Here is a 16,497-nt window from a genome sequence, read left to right as displayed (position 1 = left end):
CCAGGACGTTCTACCCTGAGAGTTGGTTCACTTCAAAGGAAAACGTCCCATGTACACCATTCGCGAAGGCTTTGCCCCCTTTCAGGGCTATCAGACCTGGTTTCGCATCTGCGGTGATCTGCATAATGGGCAGACGCCGCTGGTGGTAGCTCACGGCGGTCCAGGTTGTACTCATGATTATGTTGATGCGTTTAAATATATTGCCGAAACCGGACGCGCCGTTATCCATTACGATCAACTGGGAAACGGGCGTTCTACCCATCTGCCGGATGTCGATCCTACATTCTGGCAACCATCCCTTTTTCTTGACGAGCTGACTAACCTGCTCCGGACGCTGGAGATTGATGACGACTACGCATTGCTCGGTCAGTCCTGGGGCGGAATGCTGGCGGCGGAACATGCCGTCACGCAGCCATCAGGCCTGAAAGCGCTTATCCTCGCCGACACTCCGGCGTCCATGGCGCTGTGGATGGAGGCCGCCGCCAGACTCCGCGCTGAGCTGCCAGCGGAAGTGCAGGCCACGTTGCTGGAACATGAAAAAGCGGGAACGCTCGACAGTGAGGAATACAAAGCGGCAAGTATGGTTTTTTATCAGCGCCATGTTTGCCGCGTTGATCCCTGGCCAGAAGAACTCTTGCGTACCTTTGCAGCGCTGGAGTCCAACCCTGGTGTGTATCTGGCCATGAACGGTCCCTCGGAATTTAACATTATTGGCTCGTTGAAAAACTGGAGCATTGTTGACCGGCTCGGGAAAATTGCGGTGCCAACCCTGCTCATTTCCGGGCGTTACGACGAGGCAACCCCGGAAGTTGTGCAGCCTTTTATGGACAAGATAACCGGCGCGCAGTGGGTCATTTTTGAGAACTCCAGCCATATGCCCCATATCGAAGAGCGACAACGCTGTATGCAAACCGTCGGGGATTTTCTGAAGGCAAACTGAAACCGCTTGACTGGGGAATAATAGCGTTGACCAGGAAATGGCACGCCCTACAGGATTCGAACCTGTGACCTACGGCTTAGAAGGCCGTTGCTCTATCCAGCTGAGCTAAGGGCGCACTGAGAAGTCAGGAACTTCGCGGTGTGAAACGCCTGGAATTATACGGTCAACGCCTGCTGAGTCAATGGCTTTTCCCCCAACCCGGCGTTTCTGCTGCGCTATTGCTTATTTGCTAACCGGAATCATACCGCACTCTGCTGGCGCTTCTGCACCATCGCTTGCTGGATGATGGGAATGGGCGTCAGCAAGTGCTGGCGCATCCGCTCGCTGGCAAGGCTGGCGTCACGCGCCAGTATCGCTTCGACCAGTTCCTGATGCTGGTCGTGTTTGTCTTCCAGCATTTCGACCGACAACACCGTTTCACGCAACCAGATAAACCGGTAGCGCGCCGCAAGATCAAACAGCCGCTCGCGCATCTGCAACAGATACTGCGATCCGCAGCCATTCACAATCGCCGTGTGGAATGCCTGATGCCGCTGGTCCCACTCCTCCAGCATCCCTTCGCTGGCTTTGCTGGCGGAGAGTTTGTTCAGCATGTGCGACCGCGCCAGAATTTCCGCTTCCCACGCGTCCCCGCCCCGTGCAATCGCCAGCCCCACCAGCATCGCCTCCATACTGGCGCGCGCATCGAAGATATCGAGCAACTCCGTTTCTGACATCGGCGCCACGCGGTAGCCTTTCTGATTCACCACGGTGACCAGTCGTTCGGCCACCAGTTGCGACAGTGCCTCCCGCAGCGGCCCAACGCCCAGTTCGTAACGAGACGTCAGCAGGCTCATCCGTAGCTTCTCTTCCGGCTGCCAGACGCCGCGAATGATGTCGTTCTTAAGCCGCCGGTAACCGTCAAACGCGGTTGAAGGGATCGAGGCTGTCTGTCCCATGTTTTTTTCTCCCGAGCGTCGTGGTTTGCTGGCTGTCGAGCAGGCTCTGCACTTTACTGACAATGTGCGCGCCGATAGGAATGGCCGATGTCGCAGCCGGAGACGGTGCGTTACAGGTATGAATCGAGCGTGGCGTCGTAACGAACAAGAAATCGTCGATAAGCTTCCCGTCCGGTGAAACCGCCTGTGCCCTGACGCCCGCGGGACAGGGCTGTAAATCGTCGGCACGCAGGCTGGGGCAATACTTTTGCACCTGACGCAGATAACCGCTTTTACACAGCGAGTTCTTCATTTCATGTAACCCGGCGCGCAGGTTGCCGTTAAGCACGCGGCGGATCCCCGGTGATCGCAAAATTTCCAGCGTGTCATGCAGCGAAATATCGCGCTTGCGATACCCTTCCCGCTTGAAGGCCAGCACGGCGTTAGGGCCGACGGTCACGCTGCCGTCGATCATCCGCGTCAGGTGTACGCCGAGGAATGGCATCGCCGGATCGGGAATCGGATAAATAAGGTGGTTGACGATCTGATTGTGCTGCGGGGCGAGACGGAAATATTCCCCACGGAACGGGCAGATGATAAAACCGGGATCAAGCCCCAGCATGCTGACCAGCCTGTCAGCCATCAGCCCGGCGCAGGTGATGAGCGTCGAGGCTTCAAACTCCTGCCCCTGCTTCGTTCTCACCACCACACCGGCCGCATGTTCTTTCAGCGCGCAGACCTCGGCGCCATAAATAATCTCGCCGCCGCTGTCGCGAAACCGTTGCGCCATCGCTTCCGTCACTTCGCGATAACTGACGATCCCGCTGGAAGGAACAAAAATGCCGCCCAGCCCACGGATATTCGGTTCGCGCTCACGCAGTTCTTCCGCGCTCAACCAGTAGCGCTCCAGTTGATTTTCGGCGGTGCGATCCCACAGCGCCCGCATACGTTCCATTTCCAGCGGCGAGGTGGCGACCAGCATTTTTCCGCAGGTTTCGACGCGAATGCCGTTTTGCTCGCAAAACGCTTTTGTCGCCCGGTTTCCGGCAAGGCAAAACTGCGCTTTGAGGGTGCCGGGGGTGTAATACACCCCGGCGTGGATCACCCCGCTGTTATGCCCGGTCTGATGCTGCGCGGCGGCAGACTCTTTTTCCAGTAACGCAATCCGGGCATCAGGGTAGACATCCGCCAGTTGCATGGCGGTCGACATCCCGATGATGCCGCCGCCGATAATCACAAAATCATACATCCAGTGAATTCCTTCGCCAGTGAGGGATTATGGCGTGGTGGGATCGCAGAAATAACCCCGCTGACGCATCAGCTCGCGGCGCAGATCCGGGTGTGGCGTGAAACGATCGCGCCCGTGCAGCCAGAAGAGATTGTTGATCAGCAGGAACCGGCCGACCGGTACTGGCACGGAGAGGATCTGCTTGCTGGTCTCCAGCGCATCCGAAAGTGCACTCAGCCAGGTCCCCTCTTCCAGATCTTTAGGCTGCACAAACTGGTCGATGTAACGCATCACCGGTCGCCCCTGCGTGTCGACGTCAAACACCGGATGCCAGATATCCTTACTGACGTTCTTGCTGGGTGGCGCGGCCCAGCGCATCGGACGGCGTGCCAGTGGATGCGCGAAGAAACGCTCCAGATGTTCCCAGTCGTCAAGGTGCAGCAGCAGCGAATTACCGCCCTGCATGTTCTGCTCGTCAATTTTCATCATCAGCACGTAATCGGTCGGCTCTTCGACGTAGGTCCCGTCGTTATGCAGTTCCATCACGCGGTGCGGCTGGCGCAGATAACTGTCAGAATTATCGACATTTTTTACCACGAAGCGGGCATAATACTGGCCGCTCATCGCATCGAAATTGGAGCGCCCTACCAGATGCGCGACCGCGGTCGCCAGTTTGACCATCTCATCTGCCTGCGCCACGTTGTCCAGACCCGGCGCCGCCACCAGCAATGCCCCTTCGCTACGCGACAGCAGCGCGTTAAACAGCAGCGGACGCAGCTGGTTACCGCACAGATCATCGAGGATTTGCGCTACCCGGAAACGCAGGAAGGATTTGTACTCCAGCGCCTGCACCGGCCACTGCGCCACGTCATGCAAAAATTGTTGTGTCACCCCGGGGGTAAAGGTGAGTTCAAGCAAACGGGGCGACTGGCGCGAAGGGGTGACGGTAAAACCGCTGCCGGAGCGGGACAGGTCGGACGGGCTCTGTTTCAGGGCAGTGAGTGCATTCATCAGAATCAATCCTCTCGGTAGAGTAGCAGACAGAGATGGCGTGTCTTTTTCGTAGCCATAACTTAAAAATATCTACATTTTTCGGGATTGCGCATAAAACAGTCTGTTTGTTTATTTTTTGTGATCAAAAGCAACATATATTTAACAACGCAACACCATACACGCACCCCCGCAACTGCGAAATATCTCAGTAGGTTTTAAGCATTGCCTGGTTTTTAGACAACTCTCGTGTCGTAACAATAGAAGCTCAACAGTTCCGGCATATAAGCCTGTAATGATTTCAGTCTGTTACCGCCAGGAAAGCGTATCTGTTTTGCATAAGCCCTTCTGATATTCTCAATGAGCTTACGGCGTGAGAGGGAATTTATGCGCGTGGTATTACGCAGGGAAAGACGTCGTCGCAATGCGACTCCGGTGGGTGGGCGCCGCCTGCCATTACCGCATTATGCGCTGGTCGAGCGGATCGACCTGCTGGCGAACCCGGCCACCAACCATGCGGCGTCCCTGAGCGACAGGTTGCTTCTGGTCACGCAGGATAACTACCTCGCGACCGGTATCCGCTACAGCCCGCCGCCACTGGCCTGCAGTACCCTTTTTCCTCGTCTGGAAGAGGCGTCAGAAGCCCGGCAAAAGTGGGGGTCCTCACGCCTGATTATCGATCTCAACGGCAGCACCGCCCCTGTGCTCGACACCCTGTATCAACTGCACCTTATCAGCCGACAACACCCTGATCTGGCATTTGATCTGCTGACAGTGGTGGATGATCTGGACATCGTGCATTTTATTGCGGCAAGTTGCCTGTGCCGGATCATCGACCGTCGCGTTACGGTAAGCGGCGTGCAACAGGCGCTGGCGTTTCCGCGCGTGGTGTTCAATAACCCCAGGGAGCGGTTTAACCGCCAGGAATGGCAGATTATTCGCCTGATGGCTGACGGTATGACGCTGCGAAATATCGCCATACAGCAGAATCGCCCTTATCACCGCATTATCTATCGACTCGCGCGCATTCTTGCCCTGCTGAAATTACAGAAACGACAGCAGCTTATCCGCCTGCTACAGCGATTAAGTGGAAATTCAGTCCGGAACTGATTTAGGAAATTACTTAATTTATTGTTAAATAATGGTTAATTGATAACATTTGTAAAACAATTATAACTATTCCTAAAAAGCCCCACCCTTCAGAACTTATCACCAGATAAAGGCAATACACTGGTTAATATCGCTGCTGCTATTTTTCTCTGCGTCAAGCGGAGAACAATTCTTCGATGAAAATATCAACAATGGCACGTAACTGGCAGATAACCCACAACCCTGACAGCAGATCCTGCTGCGACCAGCGCCGCACGCGAGATCGGCCACGAACCGCAACCAACCGCGATAAATGATGAATTCAGCCGCAGGCAGCCATCCTGCCTGTACGATAAACTTTCAGAAATCTATTTAACAACAGAACAACAACCAGTCATTAATGTTGTTTTTCCTCGTTAGCATAATCGTTAATTTTATCATTAAGAAAAATCCTAGCCGGTTACGCCAAAACAGAAAATATTGTTACCTGTCGTCAGAATATCCTAACGGGTAACGCTTTTTGTCAATTTCACAGGCTTTTCCAGGAAAAGTTACACGGTATAATCAGTGGCGTCAGAGTAAGAAATAATAATATGACATCGTGCTTATTTATTCTTTCGCAGAATAAACTAATCGCATGCGAATAAGTAACAACCACGCATACAGGAACGCTTTTGTACTTTCCATGGAAACATACTTCGGTATCAGGATTTTTTGATTTTATCCTTCCAGCTAGCGGTGGATCCGGAAAGGATTCGGCACGACTGTTCTAACAATCTGAGGAATAGAAAAATGAGACCGCATTCCGTAATTATTATGGACGAACAGCCCATCGTCAGAATGTCAATCGAAGTCTTACTGCATAAAAATAAAGATATCGAAGTGGTTCTGAAAACGGATGATAATCGGGAATTACTCGATTATCTTCGCCATAACCCCACCGATATGGTTATTCTTGACATCGAGTTACCCGGCACGGATGGTTTTTCTTTGCTCAAAAGAATCAAGGAGATAAACCACCGAACCAAGGTACTCTTCTTATCTTCAAAGTCAGAATCCTTCTATGCCGGGCGGGCGATACGCGCGGGCGCGAATGGCTTTGTCAGCAAACGAAAGGATCAAAACGACATCTATAAAGCGGTGGAAATGCTGCTGGCGGGATATTCTTTTTTTCCGTCATCGTCACTGACGATGTTCAGCCATTCGCAGCGTGGTGATCTGCCGGAACTGCCATTATCGAATCGCGAAGTGATGGTGCTGCGTTATCTGGCAAATGGCCTGACCAATAAGGAAATCGCCGATCAATTATTATTGAGCAACAAAACCATCAGCGCCCACAAGTCAAATATTTTCAGCAAACTGGGCGTGCATACCATTGTTGAACTGATTGATTACGCGAAAGCCCACGAATTATTATAAGCAACATGAACTCCCGGATAAAAAATATCATTCGGGAGTTCCCTTTCACCTCAATTATAATTAATCATAAACGTCGCATCTGCGTCCGCGACGCCGGGCTGAGGATCATTGGCCGTCGCGATGTAATTCGCGAAAAACTGTAGCGTCGCATTTCCCTGCGCATCCACCACCACATCCTGACTGGCCTGTTCCAGCGGCAGGCGAGTCCGGTCTTTATCACGAATTTCCACCGCCACGTTGCTGGCCTGGCTGTTGCCATTCAGCCTCAACAACGTGCTGTCCTGGGTGTCAGGCGTGCCGGAAAAGGTGATGGACGCGGCGCCCGGCGGGCAACCGTTCAGCGTCAGGGTAAACGGTACTTCACGGGTGGTGTTTCCCGCCTGTTGCAGTTGTTTCGTCGGCCAGCGCCCCAGTTGCACGGTTTTGTTGCTGTCCCCCGCCTCCACGACGCAGGTGAAATCCACCACGTTGCCCCGCAGTTCAATGTTGATTTCGCCAAGCGGCGTCTGCGCTTGCGCGGTCAGCGTGACGATCAGCATCAGGCTGGCAAAAACGCGGCCGTTAATCATAGTCAACACGCAGATACCCCCTCGCGGTAAACGGTCCTTCGCTGGGTTTGTTCCCCGTCACGCTCACCGGCCAGGCGCGAATCGATACCTGCGCCCGGGCGCTGTCATCCAGCCGGAAAGGAATTTTACTGGTGAGGTTATTGGGTGTCAGCGGGTTGCCGGAACCGTCGGCAATGATAAATCCCAGGTCCGGGTTATCAGAGACCATCGCGTTGCCCTGCGCCTGTTCGGCTTCAATGCGCATGCTCAGGTACGCCTGCGCCTCCACGTTGGTACATTTGATCCCGACCGTTTTCTGCTGCACAGAGACGCCCTGCGGGCGGTTCCCGGCTCCGGCCTGACTAAAGAGCGACGCGCCGATATCACCGAAATCGAATTCCACCACGTTGCCCGCATTGATGGCGCAACTCTGCGGCACTTCAATGGTGCCGCTGTAGCTGATGGTATAAACCACCGTGGTCAGTGGATCGCCTCGCGTCGTGGTGACATACACGCGAAACATGGTCTGTCGCGGGATCACCACCATGTTGATAAACCGCCGCGTGACTTTAAGGCGAAACACCAGCTTTGAATCCTCCACCGGAAAAGGCTGATTCCTGGAGACGTTCGGATGCGATCCCATCTGGATATAGTTCTGCGGCGGATGGAACACCCCGGCGGAGCTGTCGGTGATCTGCATCGCGCCGTCGAGGTACTCGTTCAGCCTGAGATACTGATACCCGCCCTCCACGCTCTGTACCGGGAGATCGGTGACGTAACTGCGCATGGTGGTGTTTCCCGACGTGCCTTTCGGGCAGACTGCTTTCACGCCCACCCAGCCGGATTTATTGCTCAGGGTCACGATTTGCCCTGGCTGATTGTTCGCGCTGTTAAACGTGTCAGTCAGATCGTAAAAGATATCCGTTGGCACTCCGTTTTCGTTGTAGCACACCGTCGCCAGCGCGTGGCTGGCAGGCACTAACAGCAGTAGCGCCGCCAGCCAGTCTCGTTTTTTCATCACATTACCGATCACAGCGAACCTCCGTGAGCGTGATCGCCTGTTGCAGGCTCTTTTCAGGCAGACTGTAGCTGGCGCGGCATTGTGCATTCGCACCCTCTCCCCATTGGATCAACAGTTCACCGCGCAGCGGCAAACCACTTAAGTAAATCTGCCCGTCGTCACCCACCATGCTGGTCATCCCATGCCGGGTTTCACGTACAATCGCGCCGAAAGGCACCGGCTGATTGCCACGACGGGCGGTGATCAGCGCCCGCACGCCGATGCGGGTATCAAACGCGGCGCGCACCACGGCACCCTCAGTTGGCACCACATTGCTGACGTTGTTTTCGATGTCGGTGTTGTTGCTCATGGAGTTGGTATCAAGCGCCACACGGTTGTAGCGATAGACGGTGGCGTACGGCATAACGGCATAGCCGCGCCAGTCGGTTTTCACCCCGGTCTGGTTTTCGATGCTGACGCCGGATGCGCCAGGCGCTTTGATCAGCACGTTAGTGTCTCCTAACGGCTGGCTGAAAGTGATGCCATCGGCATGGCCTAACACGCCACCCGACAGTTGCCAGTTGAGATCGTGTTGATCGCGGTCGTAGTTGTAACCCATACCCAACGTACCGTACGTCGCCTGCCAGTTAGCGCTGGCGCTGCCGGTATAGCCATTGGTGCCGGAATGCCCCTGCGTCACGCTGTAGCTCAGGTTGCGCCCCTCAAGCAGCGTGCCGTTGACGCCGCTCTGCCAGCTGTTTTGCCCGTCGCGGTTACGGCTGGCGGCAACAGTGGCATAAGCGCGATCAAACGCGGTATCACGACGATAGCCGTGCCCGGTGAACAAACTGAACGGAATCGACAGGTTAAAAGTGACGATGCGATCGGTGCCGGAAATCCCCACCGCGCGGTTCCACGACCACGCCAGCGAGTAGCTGATCCCCTGCCAGCCGCCGGAATAGCCAAACTGATACCAGGTGTTCGTTTCGCTGGTTCCCCAGTAGCTTTGCTGGCTCCCGGAGAGATACAGCGAGCCATAATCCCCCAGCAATTGCGAGATATTGACCTGAAAACGCCCTTTCTTGTTAAACGTCAGATTGTGGTAGCTGATGATGTCGGGAGCGCCGTCATCGTCTTTGTCTTTGTCGTCGTACTGATAGCCACTCATCGTTTTCCAGGTGGTGTCATCGAGGGTATAAAAGCCGTTGGTGGAGTAGCGATAGCCGAGCAACTGGAAGTTGGTGCCAAACCGGTTCAGTGATTTTGCATACAGAAAGCGCAGCGACTGCCCTTCGTGGTTGCTGCCGTCCACCAGCGTGCTGCGCGCATGTGTGACATCCAGCGAAATCGCCCCCCAGTCGCCGAGGTTTTTACCGGCGCCCATTGCCACGGCGGTATAGTGTTCCGCCAGTTGCGAGCCGCCGTAGAGCGTCACGCCGTTATCGAGACCGGCAATCAGTGTTCCCTGGGAGAAAAACGGCGTTCCCTGCTGCGTGTTACCGGAACGATAATCCCCGGCCACCACATCAAATTTGACGCGGCCTGCACGTTGCAACAGCGGCACGCTGGAATACGGTATGGTGTAGCGTTGCTGGCTGCCGTCTTTCTCTTCCACGGTGACGTCAAGGTCGCCGCTGGAAGAGGTCGGGTTGAGATCGCTGATGGCGAACGCGCCGCTTTGCACATAGCTCTGATACACCACATAGCCGTTCTGGCGGATCACCACTCTGGCGGGCGTCCGGGCGATACCACGCACTGTCGGCGCGAAGCCCTGCATGCTGTCCGGGTACATACTGTCAGACGAGTACAACCGTGCGCCGCGAAACCCCACGCTGTCGAAGAGTTCATTGCCGGTGTTGCTGTCGCCGAGCACCAGTTCGCTTTTCCATGGAATCATCGCGCGTTGAACCGAGGTCGAGACGTTCTGCCAGTGACTGTCATGCTGGCCATTGTTGCGGCTGTAATTCCAGGTGCCGTTATTGCGCAGCCGCCACGGGCCAAAATTCAGGCCGCTCATCAGGCTGAGAAAATAGCTGTCATCCTGGGTGCCGCGGTTGCCGCTGAAGCTGTAGTTGACCAGCGCGGCGGGGATCCCTTCGTCCCACTCCTCCGGTGCGATGTAACCCCGGGCGCTGTTTTGCATGGCGATTTGCGGAATGCTGAATGTGAGTTTGAGCGCCGCAAAATCAAAATGAATTTCTGTACCGGGAATGCGCGTAGTCAACGGGATACAGGTATCACTCGATCCCTGCGCCAGTTCGGGAAAGGCCTGGCGATTCACACCGAGCCGCGTGATCAGCGCCAGTTCCACACATGGCGCAAGACCGCCCGCTGCCGGAGCCGTTTTTTCCGCCGCCACAAATGGCAGATCCTGAGTGCCAATAAATTCGTCGTTACGCCAGATATCAACCCGGTAAACACCCGCAGGCTGCTGGTTGCCTTTTTCGAAGCGCGACAAATCGGCAACGCGCGCGGCATCGTCCGACAGAAACGCCGGGTTGAAATAATCCTCAGCCCGGCCATGCGATGACCAGCAGGCACCAAGCAGTGCCAGCGCCAGCACGTTCAGACGCGGGTGGGTTGCAGACATCATGATGAACACCCGCATGACGGTTATAACTGCACGCGACGTGCGGGGGTGATGGCGCCGTAATCATTGACGCTCTGCCAGCTCAGCGCCCCCTGCGCCCCGGCGGGTATTGCCGCCTGACCGCTGTTTTTCGGCGCCACCATCAGGTTTTCCAGTTTTTTACCGGCGATATTCAGATTGACCAGCGTGATGTAATACGGTGAGGCGTTAGTGACTTTCAGTTGATTCCCGACGCGGGCAAACGTCAGTTGCGACAACGCCTCAGAAGGCTGCACCGGCAGATTCGCCGGGCGCACGAACAGCTTGATGCGCGACAGCACCGCCAGTTGCAGCACGTTCTTACCGCTGGCGTTCTCTTTATTGACTGAAGGAATGGCTTTGACGTTCATCCAGAACAGCGACTCACGATCGGCAGGCAATGGCTGTCCGGCATAAATAATACGCAGCGTGTTTTCACTGCTGGCTTCGCTGACAAACAGTGGCGGCGTGACGATAAACGTTTTTTCTTTTTGTCCGTTATTGTTTTCAATCCACGCATTAATTAAGTAACGCTCCTGCGCATTACTGTTGGTAATAGATAATGAGGTTTGCTTAGCCTCTGCCGGATAAATAACCCGCGTTGCCCCCAGTGCAATTCCGCCTGCCGCCTTTGCGGGTAACCAAATAATGAATAATAAAACGGCGACAACCATCCCCGGGTTGAAAAACTTGTCCATAACTGTATACCTGTATTTATTGTTGCGGGCGAATGTCATCGCGTCAGGGATAAATCTGTTGTACGCGCCTCCTCCCTGAGGCCGGGATTATCCTGATGGCGTTATGGCCTTATTCGTACTTCATCACAAAAGTCGCGTCAGCGTTTGCCTGACCCGGTGTGGTGGTGTCAGTCGTCGATTTGTAACGCGCGCTGAAGTGCAGGGTGTTGGTACCCTGAATCAGATTCTGTGCCGCAGAGAACACCGCGCCGTTCGGGGTCAATACGCTGGATGTGTTGTCCAGAATCTCAATACCCACCCCCTCCGCCGTGGTGCTGTTATCGCCTGAGCTCACCGCCAGTAGGGTGTTATCGTCAGCATCAACCGGGCCATTAAAGGCAACGGCCGCCGTCGCAGCAACCGTCGGATCGCAGTCGTTCAGCACAATGCTGAACGGGATCTTCGCTGAGGTATCGCCGGTCTCAGTGAAGGTCGCGGTGCGGTACTGACCCAGTTCCACCGTCTGGTTGGAAGAAGTTGTGCTTACCGCACAGGCCGCGTTCACCAGTTCGCCTTCAAAATGTACAGTGCCGCCGTTAACAGACGTTGCCGCCGCATTTGCCGTGGTGGTTGCAAGACCTGACATTGCCACCAGCGCCGCAGCAAGAGTTTTTAATTTCATGGGTTTTCCTTGAATTGAAAAAACGCACATCCGTCGCGTGCTTCCTGTACGCTCCGTGTGATTTACCATGACAGATAATAATATCCGCCTGATGACCCCCGCCTTCCCGCTGAGAGTGATTAATTGGCAGTACATTGCCCCGCGAATTAAAGGAATTAGCGGTTATTCTCTGGAATAAATAATGTCCCTGATGCCGCAGATAAATTAACCCAACTTACTCATTCAAAATACGTATAAAGACTTTCATTGCGCTAAGCCACGTCTTAAACAGGAATAAGAAAAGCCTCATCGATATTACGGGATTGCCACTGACGGCGTGACAGCAGGCTTGCCCACGATAAAAACGTAAACGGTGACTGACATCACGCCCCGCTTCTGACAAAATATGCGCAATCCCCCTTTTCTTGATGACAGATGGAATCCTCTCTCTGATGGCAGCAAAGATTATTGACGGTAAAACGATTGCGCAGCAGGTGCGCTCTGAGGTTGCGGAAAAAGTGACGGCGCGTATCGCCGCCGGAAAACGCGCCCCGGGACTGGCTGTTGTGCTGGTCGGTAGCAACCCTGCATCGCAAATTTATGTTGGCAGCAAACGCAAAGCCTGCGAGGAAGTGGGTTTCATCTCCCGCTCTTACGATCTGCCGGAAACCACCACCGAAGCCGAACTGCTGGAACTTATTGATACGCTGAATGCTGACAGCCACATTGACGGCATTCTGGTTCAGCTTCCGCTGCCTGCGGGCATTGATAATGTGAAGGTGCTGGAACGCATTGCGCCGGATAAAGACGTCGACGGTTTTCATCCATACAACGTCGGTCGCCTGTGTCAGCGCGCGCCACGCCTGCGCCCGTGCACGCCACGCGGCATTGTGACGCTGCTGGAGCGTTATAACATCGACACTTACGGCCTGAACGCGGTCATTATCGGCGCGTCCAATATTGTCGGTCGCCCGATGAGCATGGAGCTGTTGCTGGCAGGCTGCACCACGACCGTGACCCATCGCTTTACCAAAAACCTGCGTCACCACGTTGAACATGCCGATCTGCTGATCGTCGCCGTCGGTAAACCGGGCTTTATTCCTGGCGACTGGATCAAAGAGGGCGCGATTGTCGTGGACGTCGGCATTAACCGTCTGGAAAACGGCAAAGTGGTGGGCGATGTGATTTTTGATGATGCCGCCGCACGCGCGTCGTATATCACCCCGGTGCCGGGCGGTGTCGGTCCGATGACCGTGGCAACGCTTATCCAGAACACGCTGCAGGCGTGCGAAGAATACCATGATGTGGAGGAGGCGTAAGATGGCCACATTTTCGTTAGGTAAACACCCGCACGTTGAACTGTGTGATCTGCTGAAACTGGAAGGCTGGAGCGAAAGCGGCGCCCAGGCTAAAATTTTCATCGCTGACGGGCAGGTGACGGTGGATGGCGTGGTGGAAACCCGCAAGCGCTGCAAGATCCTCGCCGGTCAGACGGTAAGCTTTGACGGACAGAGCATTACTGTCGTCGCCTGATTCGCCTTCCAACCCTCTTCGCCTGGAGAGGGTTTTCCCCCACAGCCATAACGGTTAATTCTCGATCAACTTCAAAGAATCACAAACTCGTCTGCCCTGAATGTGAAAATTTAGTTGCGGCGGATATCAGATTATTCCACGATAAGTAGAACGTTCTACTATAACGTTCTACTCACTACAATAACGCGTAAACGCGCACATCAGGGTCTCCACTCGGGGGAAATCAGCATGAGTCTGATATCAGGTTTTGTTAAATCGCTGTCTAAGTTGTCGATGATTGGCCGCGCATTAATGCTGCCAATTTCTTTACTGCCCGCTGCCGGTTTGCTGTTGGCGTTCGGGGATAAGTTCCACCTTCCGCTAATGATGAACGCGGGTGGGGTTATCTTCGACAACCTGCCAATGCTGTTTGCGATCGGTTCAGCAGTCGGTCTGGCGTCAGAATCCGGGATTGCCGCGCTCTCGGCGGCGGTATCGGTTTTTGTCACCAACATCACCATCAGCACCGTCCTCGGTATTACGCCGGAAATGGCGTCGCAGGGCGGGAAATACGCGATGGTGGTTGGTATTCCCACCTTACAGATGGGTGTTTTCGGGGGCTTAATTTGCGGGATCCTCGCCGCGTGGTGCTATAACCGCTTCCACGCAATGCAACTTCCGGAATTCCTCGGTTTCTTCTCCGGCAAGCGCTTTGTCGCCATCGCCGCCGCGTGTCTCTCGTTCGTGCTCGGTTTGCTGTTGCCCTATGTCTGGCAACACATCCAGGCTGGTATCGACGCGCTGTCACTGGTGGTGAATGGTGACAATCAGGCCGCGTCGACGTTCATCTTTGGTCTCGTGGAACGCGCGCTGATCCCGCTGGGTCTGCACCACATCTGGTATCCGTCGTTCTGGTATTCGTTTGGTGATTACACCACGCAGGCCGGTCAGGTGATCCACGGCGACCAGACCATCTGGTTCAAAATGCTGGAAGAAGGCGTCAAATCGTTCAGCAGCGATACGTACCAGAACGCCGGTAAGTTCATGCAGGGTGAATTCCCACTGATGCTGTTCGCGCTGCCGGCAGCTTGTCTGGCGATGTATCACGAAGCGCACACCAAAAACAAAAAGATTGCCTCCGGTATTTTGTTCTCAGCCGCGCTGACCTGCTTCCTGACCGGGATCACCGAGCCGGTTGAGTTTACCTTTATCTTCGTGGCGCCAATTCTCTACGTCTTTAACGCCATCATGGCCGGTCTGGCGTATATGACCATGTTCCTGCTGCATGCGCATATCGCCAAGTCGTTCTCCGCAGGCTTTATCGACTATCTGTCGTTTGGCATCGTGCCGTCGCTGAACGGTTATCAGACCAACTTCCTCAACGCGGTAATTGTCGGTATTCCGATGGCGCTGATTTATTACTTCACCTTCCGCTATGTTATCCGTCGTTTTGATGTGAAAACGCCGGGTCGTACTGAGGTGACATCAGACGCGAAAGACAAAACCGATACCGAACTGGCGAACGAGATCATCGCTCTGCTGGGCGGTGCGCACAACATCGACTCCGTTGGTTCCTGCATCACCCGTCTGCGTCTGGAAGTGGCGAATAGCGAGAAAGTGGACAAAGACGGACTCAACGGTGTCGGCGCGCGCGGCGTGGTGTTTGTGGGCGATAACGGCATTCAGGTGATTTTTGGCGCCAGAGCGCAATTTATTGCACAAACTATGTCGACGATGATTGGCAAATAACAGGAAAATGATACGCTGAACGTCTCCTGCTGTGGCAGGAGACGGGCAGGTATCTGGCTGACCAGCTTACTTTTTCAGGGAGTGGATTTGAAGAAAGTCAGTATTATTGATGTCGCGAAACTGGCGGGAGTTTCGGTCTCAACCGTTTCACTGGTACTGCGCCAGAAAGGGAAAATCTCCGACGCCACCATCGAGAGAGTCCACACCGCCATCACCGAACTCGGCTACGTCCATAACGTCGCCGCTGCCAATCTACGCGCAAATACGTCAAATCTCATCGGCCTGATCCTGCGTGACTTCAGCGACAGCTTTTCGATTAAAGTGATGGCCAGCATCGTGCAGGAGCTGGAAAAACAGGGCTATATGGTGTTTCTCGGCCAGCCGCTGAACGATGATGATCATCTGGAACGCTGCCTGTTGTCGTTCAAACAGCAGGGCGTGGCCGGAGTGATTTACCTTTCGTCTGACGCCACCACACTGCATCTGCCGGAGAAAATGCGCCAGTGCCCGCTGCCGCTGGTGGTGGTATCGCAATCACTACTGGAAGAGAACTGCCATCTGGTGATGCGCGACAACCGCCAGGCCGCCAGTCTGGCCACCCGCTACCTGATTGAGCGCGGGCACCGCAGCATCGCCTACATTGGCGGGCGCGAAAATGACATGATTCGCCAGCAGCGTCTGCTGGGTTTTCACAGCGCGCTGTCGCAGTACGGCATGGTCTGGCGCGATGAATCCACACCGGCCTGCAGTGACGACACCCACGCTGCCAGCATTGCCACCCGGCAACTGCTGGAAAAAAACAACACTATCACCGCCCTGCTCTGCCACTCGCCGGACGCGATCATCGGCTCCATCAGCGGTATTCATCAGGTGGGGCGCACGGTGGGTAAAGACGTTTTCCTCACCCAACAGGTGGCGCTGATTGGGTTTGAAGACATGCTGCATGTGAATCTGACGTCGCCGTCGTTCACCTATGTGTCGTCCGCCAGCGAAGAGACCGGTCGCCAGGCGGCAACGCTGATGATTCGTAAGCTCAAAGAGCCGGAATTGCAGGTTCAGCGCATCACGCTGTCAGGGCAGCTTATCGCCCGCGAATCCGCCTGATTTCAGAATTTGCCCTCTGCTTATCCCGCTGAGGTTACTGCTATATTATGCTTTT

15 protein-coding genes and 1 tRNA gene are annotated in these 16,497 nt (G+C 54.9%); 7 read left to right on the top strand and 9 right to left on the bottom strand.

All coding sequences use genetic code 11. The annotated features are described in order from the left end of the window. Positions 1-49: 49 nt before the first annotated feature. On the top strand, positions 50-940 hold the full coding sequence (locus AOY23_RS17225; RefSeq protein ID WP_054180382.1) for a proline iminopeptidase-family hydrolase: 891 nt from the start codon (positions 50-52) through the stop codon (positions 938-940). A 38-nt stretch (positions 941-978) separates the two neighbouring features. On the opposite strand, the gene AOY23_RS17220 is transcribed toward AOY23_RS17225, so the two are convergent. The 4 genes from AOY23_RS17220 to glaH form a co-directional block, all read right to left on the bottom strand. Further along, positions 979-1,055: transfer RNA gene (locus tag AOY23_RS17220), tRNA-Arg, on the bottom strand. 124 nt (positions 1,056-1,179) lie between these two features. Beyond that, positions 1,180-1,878 carry a DNA-binding transcriptional regulator CsiR gene (csiR, locus tag AOY23_RS17215; RefSeq protein ID WP_054180383.1) on the bottom strand — a complete coding sequence of 233 codons (699 nt, stop codon included), beginning with the start codon at positions 1,876-1,878 and terminating at the stop codon, positions 1,180-1,182. Next, positions 1,841-3,106: an L-2-hydroxyglutarate oxidase gene (gene lhgO / locus AOY23_RS17210; RefSeq protein ID WP_054180384.1), complete on the bottom strand. Its 1,266-nt coding sequence runs from the start codon at positions 3,104-3,106 to the stop codon at positions 1,841-1,843. The genes csiR and lhgO overlap by 38 nt, the downstream gene beginning before the upstream one ends. Positions 3,107-3,133: 27 nt before the next feature. Beyond that, positions 3,134-4,096, bottom strand: a complete 963-nt coding sequence (glaH, locus tag AOY23_RS17205; protein WP_054180385.1) for a glutarate dioxygenase GlaH — start codon at positions 4,094-4,096, stop codon at positions 3,134-3,136. 366 nt (positions 4,097-4,462) lie between these two features. Between glaH and AOY23_RS17200 the strand changes: the two genes are divergently transcribed. Continuing rightward, positions 4,463-5,185 carry a helix-turn-helix transcriptional regulator gene (locus AOY23_RS17200; protein ID WP_152958602.1) on the top strand — a complete coding sequence of 241 codons (723 nt, stop codon included), beginning with the start codon at positions 4,463-4,465 and terminating at the stop codon, positions 5,183-5,185. Between the two features lie 771 nt (positions 5,186-5,956). Further along, positions 5,957-6,583, top strand: coding sequence for a fimbria biosynthesis transcriptional regulator FimZ (gene fimZ / locus AOY23_RS17195; RefSeq protein WP_054180387.1), 627 nt, complete (start codon positions 5,957-5,959; stop codon positions 6,581-6,583). Positions 6,584-6,633: 50 nt separating this feature from the next. Here fimZ and sfmF read toward each other — a convergent pair whose 3' ends face one another. From sfmF to fimA, 5 genes are all read right to left on the bottom strand, one after another. Then, complete coding sequence (sfmF, locus tag AOY23_RS17190) at positions 6,634-7,152, bottom strand: fimbria assembly protein (protein WP_054180388.1); 519 nt, start codon at positions 7,150-7,152, stop codon at positions 6,634-6,636. After that, positions 7,145-8,149, bottom strand: a complete 1,005-nt coding sequence (gene fimH / locus AOY23_RS17185) for a type 1 fimbria D-mannose specific adhesin FimH (protein ID WP_054180565.1) — start codon at positions 8,147-8,149, stop codon at positions 7,145-7,147. The genes sfmF and fimH overlap by 8 nt, the downstream gene beginning before the upstream one ends. A gap of 4 nt (positions 8,150-8,153) precedes the next feature. After that, positions 8,154-10,721, bottom strand: coding sequence for a fimbrial biogenesis usher protein (locus tag AOY23_RS17180; protein ID WP_054180566.1), 2,568 nt, complete (start codon positions 10,719-10,721; stop codon positions 8,154-8,156). 23 nt (positions 10,722-10,744) lie between these two features. Next, positions 10,745-11,413, bottom strand: a complete 669-nt coding sequence (fimC, locus tag AOY23_RS17175) for a type 1 fimbria chaperone FimC (RefSeq protein WP_407830033.1) — start codon at positions 11,411-11,413, stop codon at positions 10,745-10,747. 133 nt (positions 11,414-11,546) lie between these two features. Next, positions 11,547-12,098 carry a type 1 fimbrial major subunit FimA gene (fimA, locus tag AOY23_RS17170; protein ID WP_054180390.1) on the bottom strand — a complete coding sequence of 184 codons (552 nt, stop codon included), beginning with the start codon at positions 12,096-12,098 and terminating at the stop codon, positions 11,547-11,549. A gap of 431 nt (positions 12,099-12,529) precedes the next feature. Here fimA and folD point away from each other — a divergent pair, with 431 nt between their 5' ends. The 4 genes from folD to malI all read left to right on the top strand — a co-directional run bounded on the left by folD (position 12,530) and on the right by malI (position 16,442). Then, positions 12,530-13,396, top strand: a complete 867-nt coding sequence (gene folD / locus AOY23_RS17165) for a bifunctional methylenetetrahydrofolate dehydrogenase/methenyltetrahydrofolate cyclohydrolase FolD (protein ID WP_054180391.1) — start codon at positions 12,530-12,532, stop codon at positions 13,394-13,396. 1 nt (position 13,397) lies between these two features. Further along, a complete protein-coding gene (gene ybcJ, locus AOY23_RS17160) occupies positions 13,398-13,610 on the top strand; it encodes a ribosome-associated protein YbcJ (protein WP_054180392.1) in 213 nt (70 codons plus the stop codon). Positions 13,611-13,838: 228 nt separating this feature from the next. Then, entirely contained in the window at positions 13,839-15,338 is a 1,500-nt protein-coding gene (locus tag AOY23_RS17155; protein ID WP_054180393.1) for a PTS transporter subunit EIIC, read from the top strand. 87 nt (positions 15,339-15,425) lie between these two features. Continuing rightward, complete coding sequence (gene malI / locus AOY23_RS17150) at positions 15,426-16,442, top strand: Mal regulon transcriptional regulator MalI (protein ID WP_054180394.1); 1,017 nt, start codon at positions 15,426-15,428, stop codon at positions 16,440-16,442. Positions 16,443-16,497 lie beyond the last annotated feature (55 nt).

The sequence above is a fragment of the Trabulsiella odontotermitis genome, from assembly GCF_001297775.1.
GTDB lineage: Bacteria > Pseudomonadota > Gammaproteobacteria > Enterobacterales > Enterobacteriaceae > Trabulsiella > Trabulsiella odontotermitis.
Note: the sequence above shows the minus strand (reverse complement) of the source record. Positions and strands in the feature narration are given on the sequence as shown.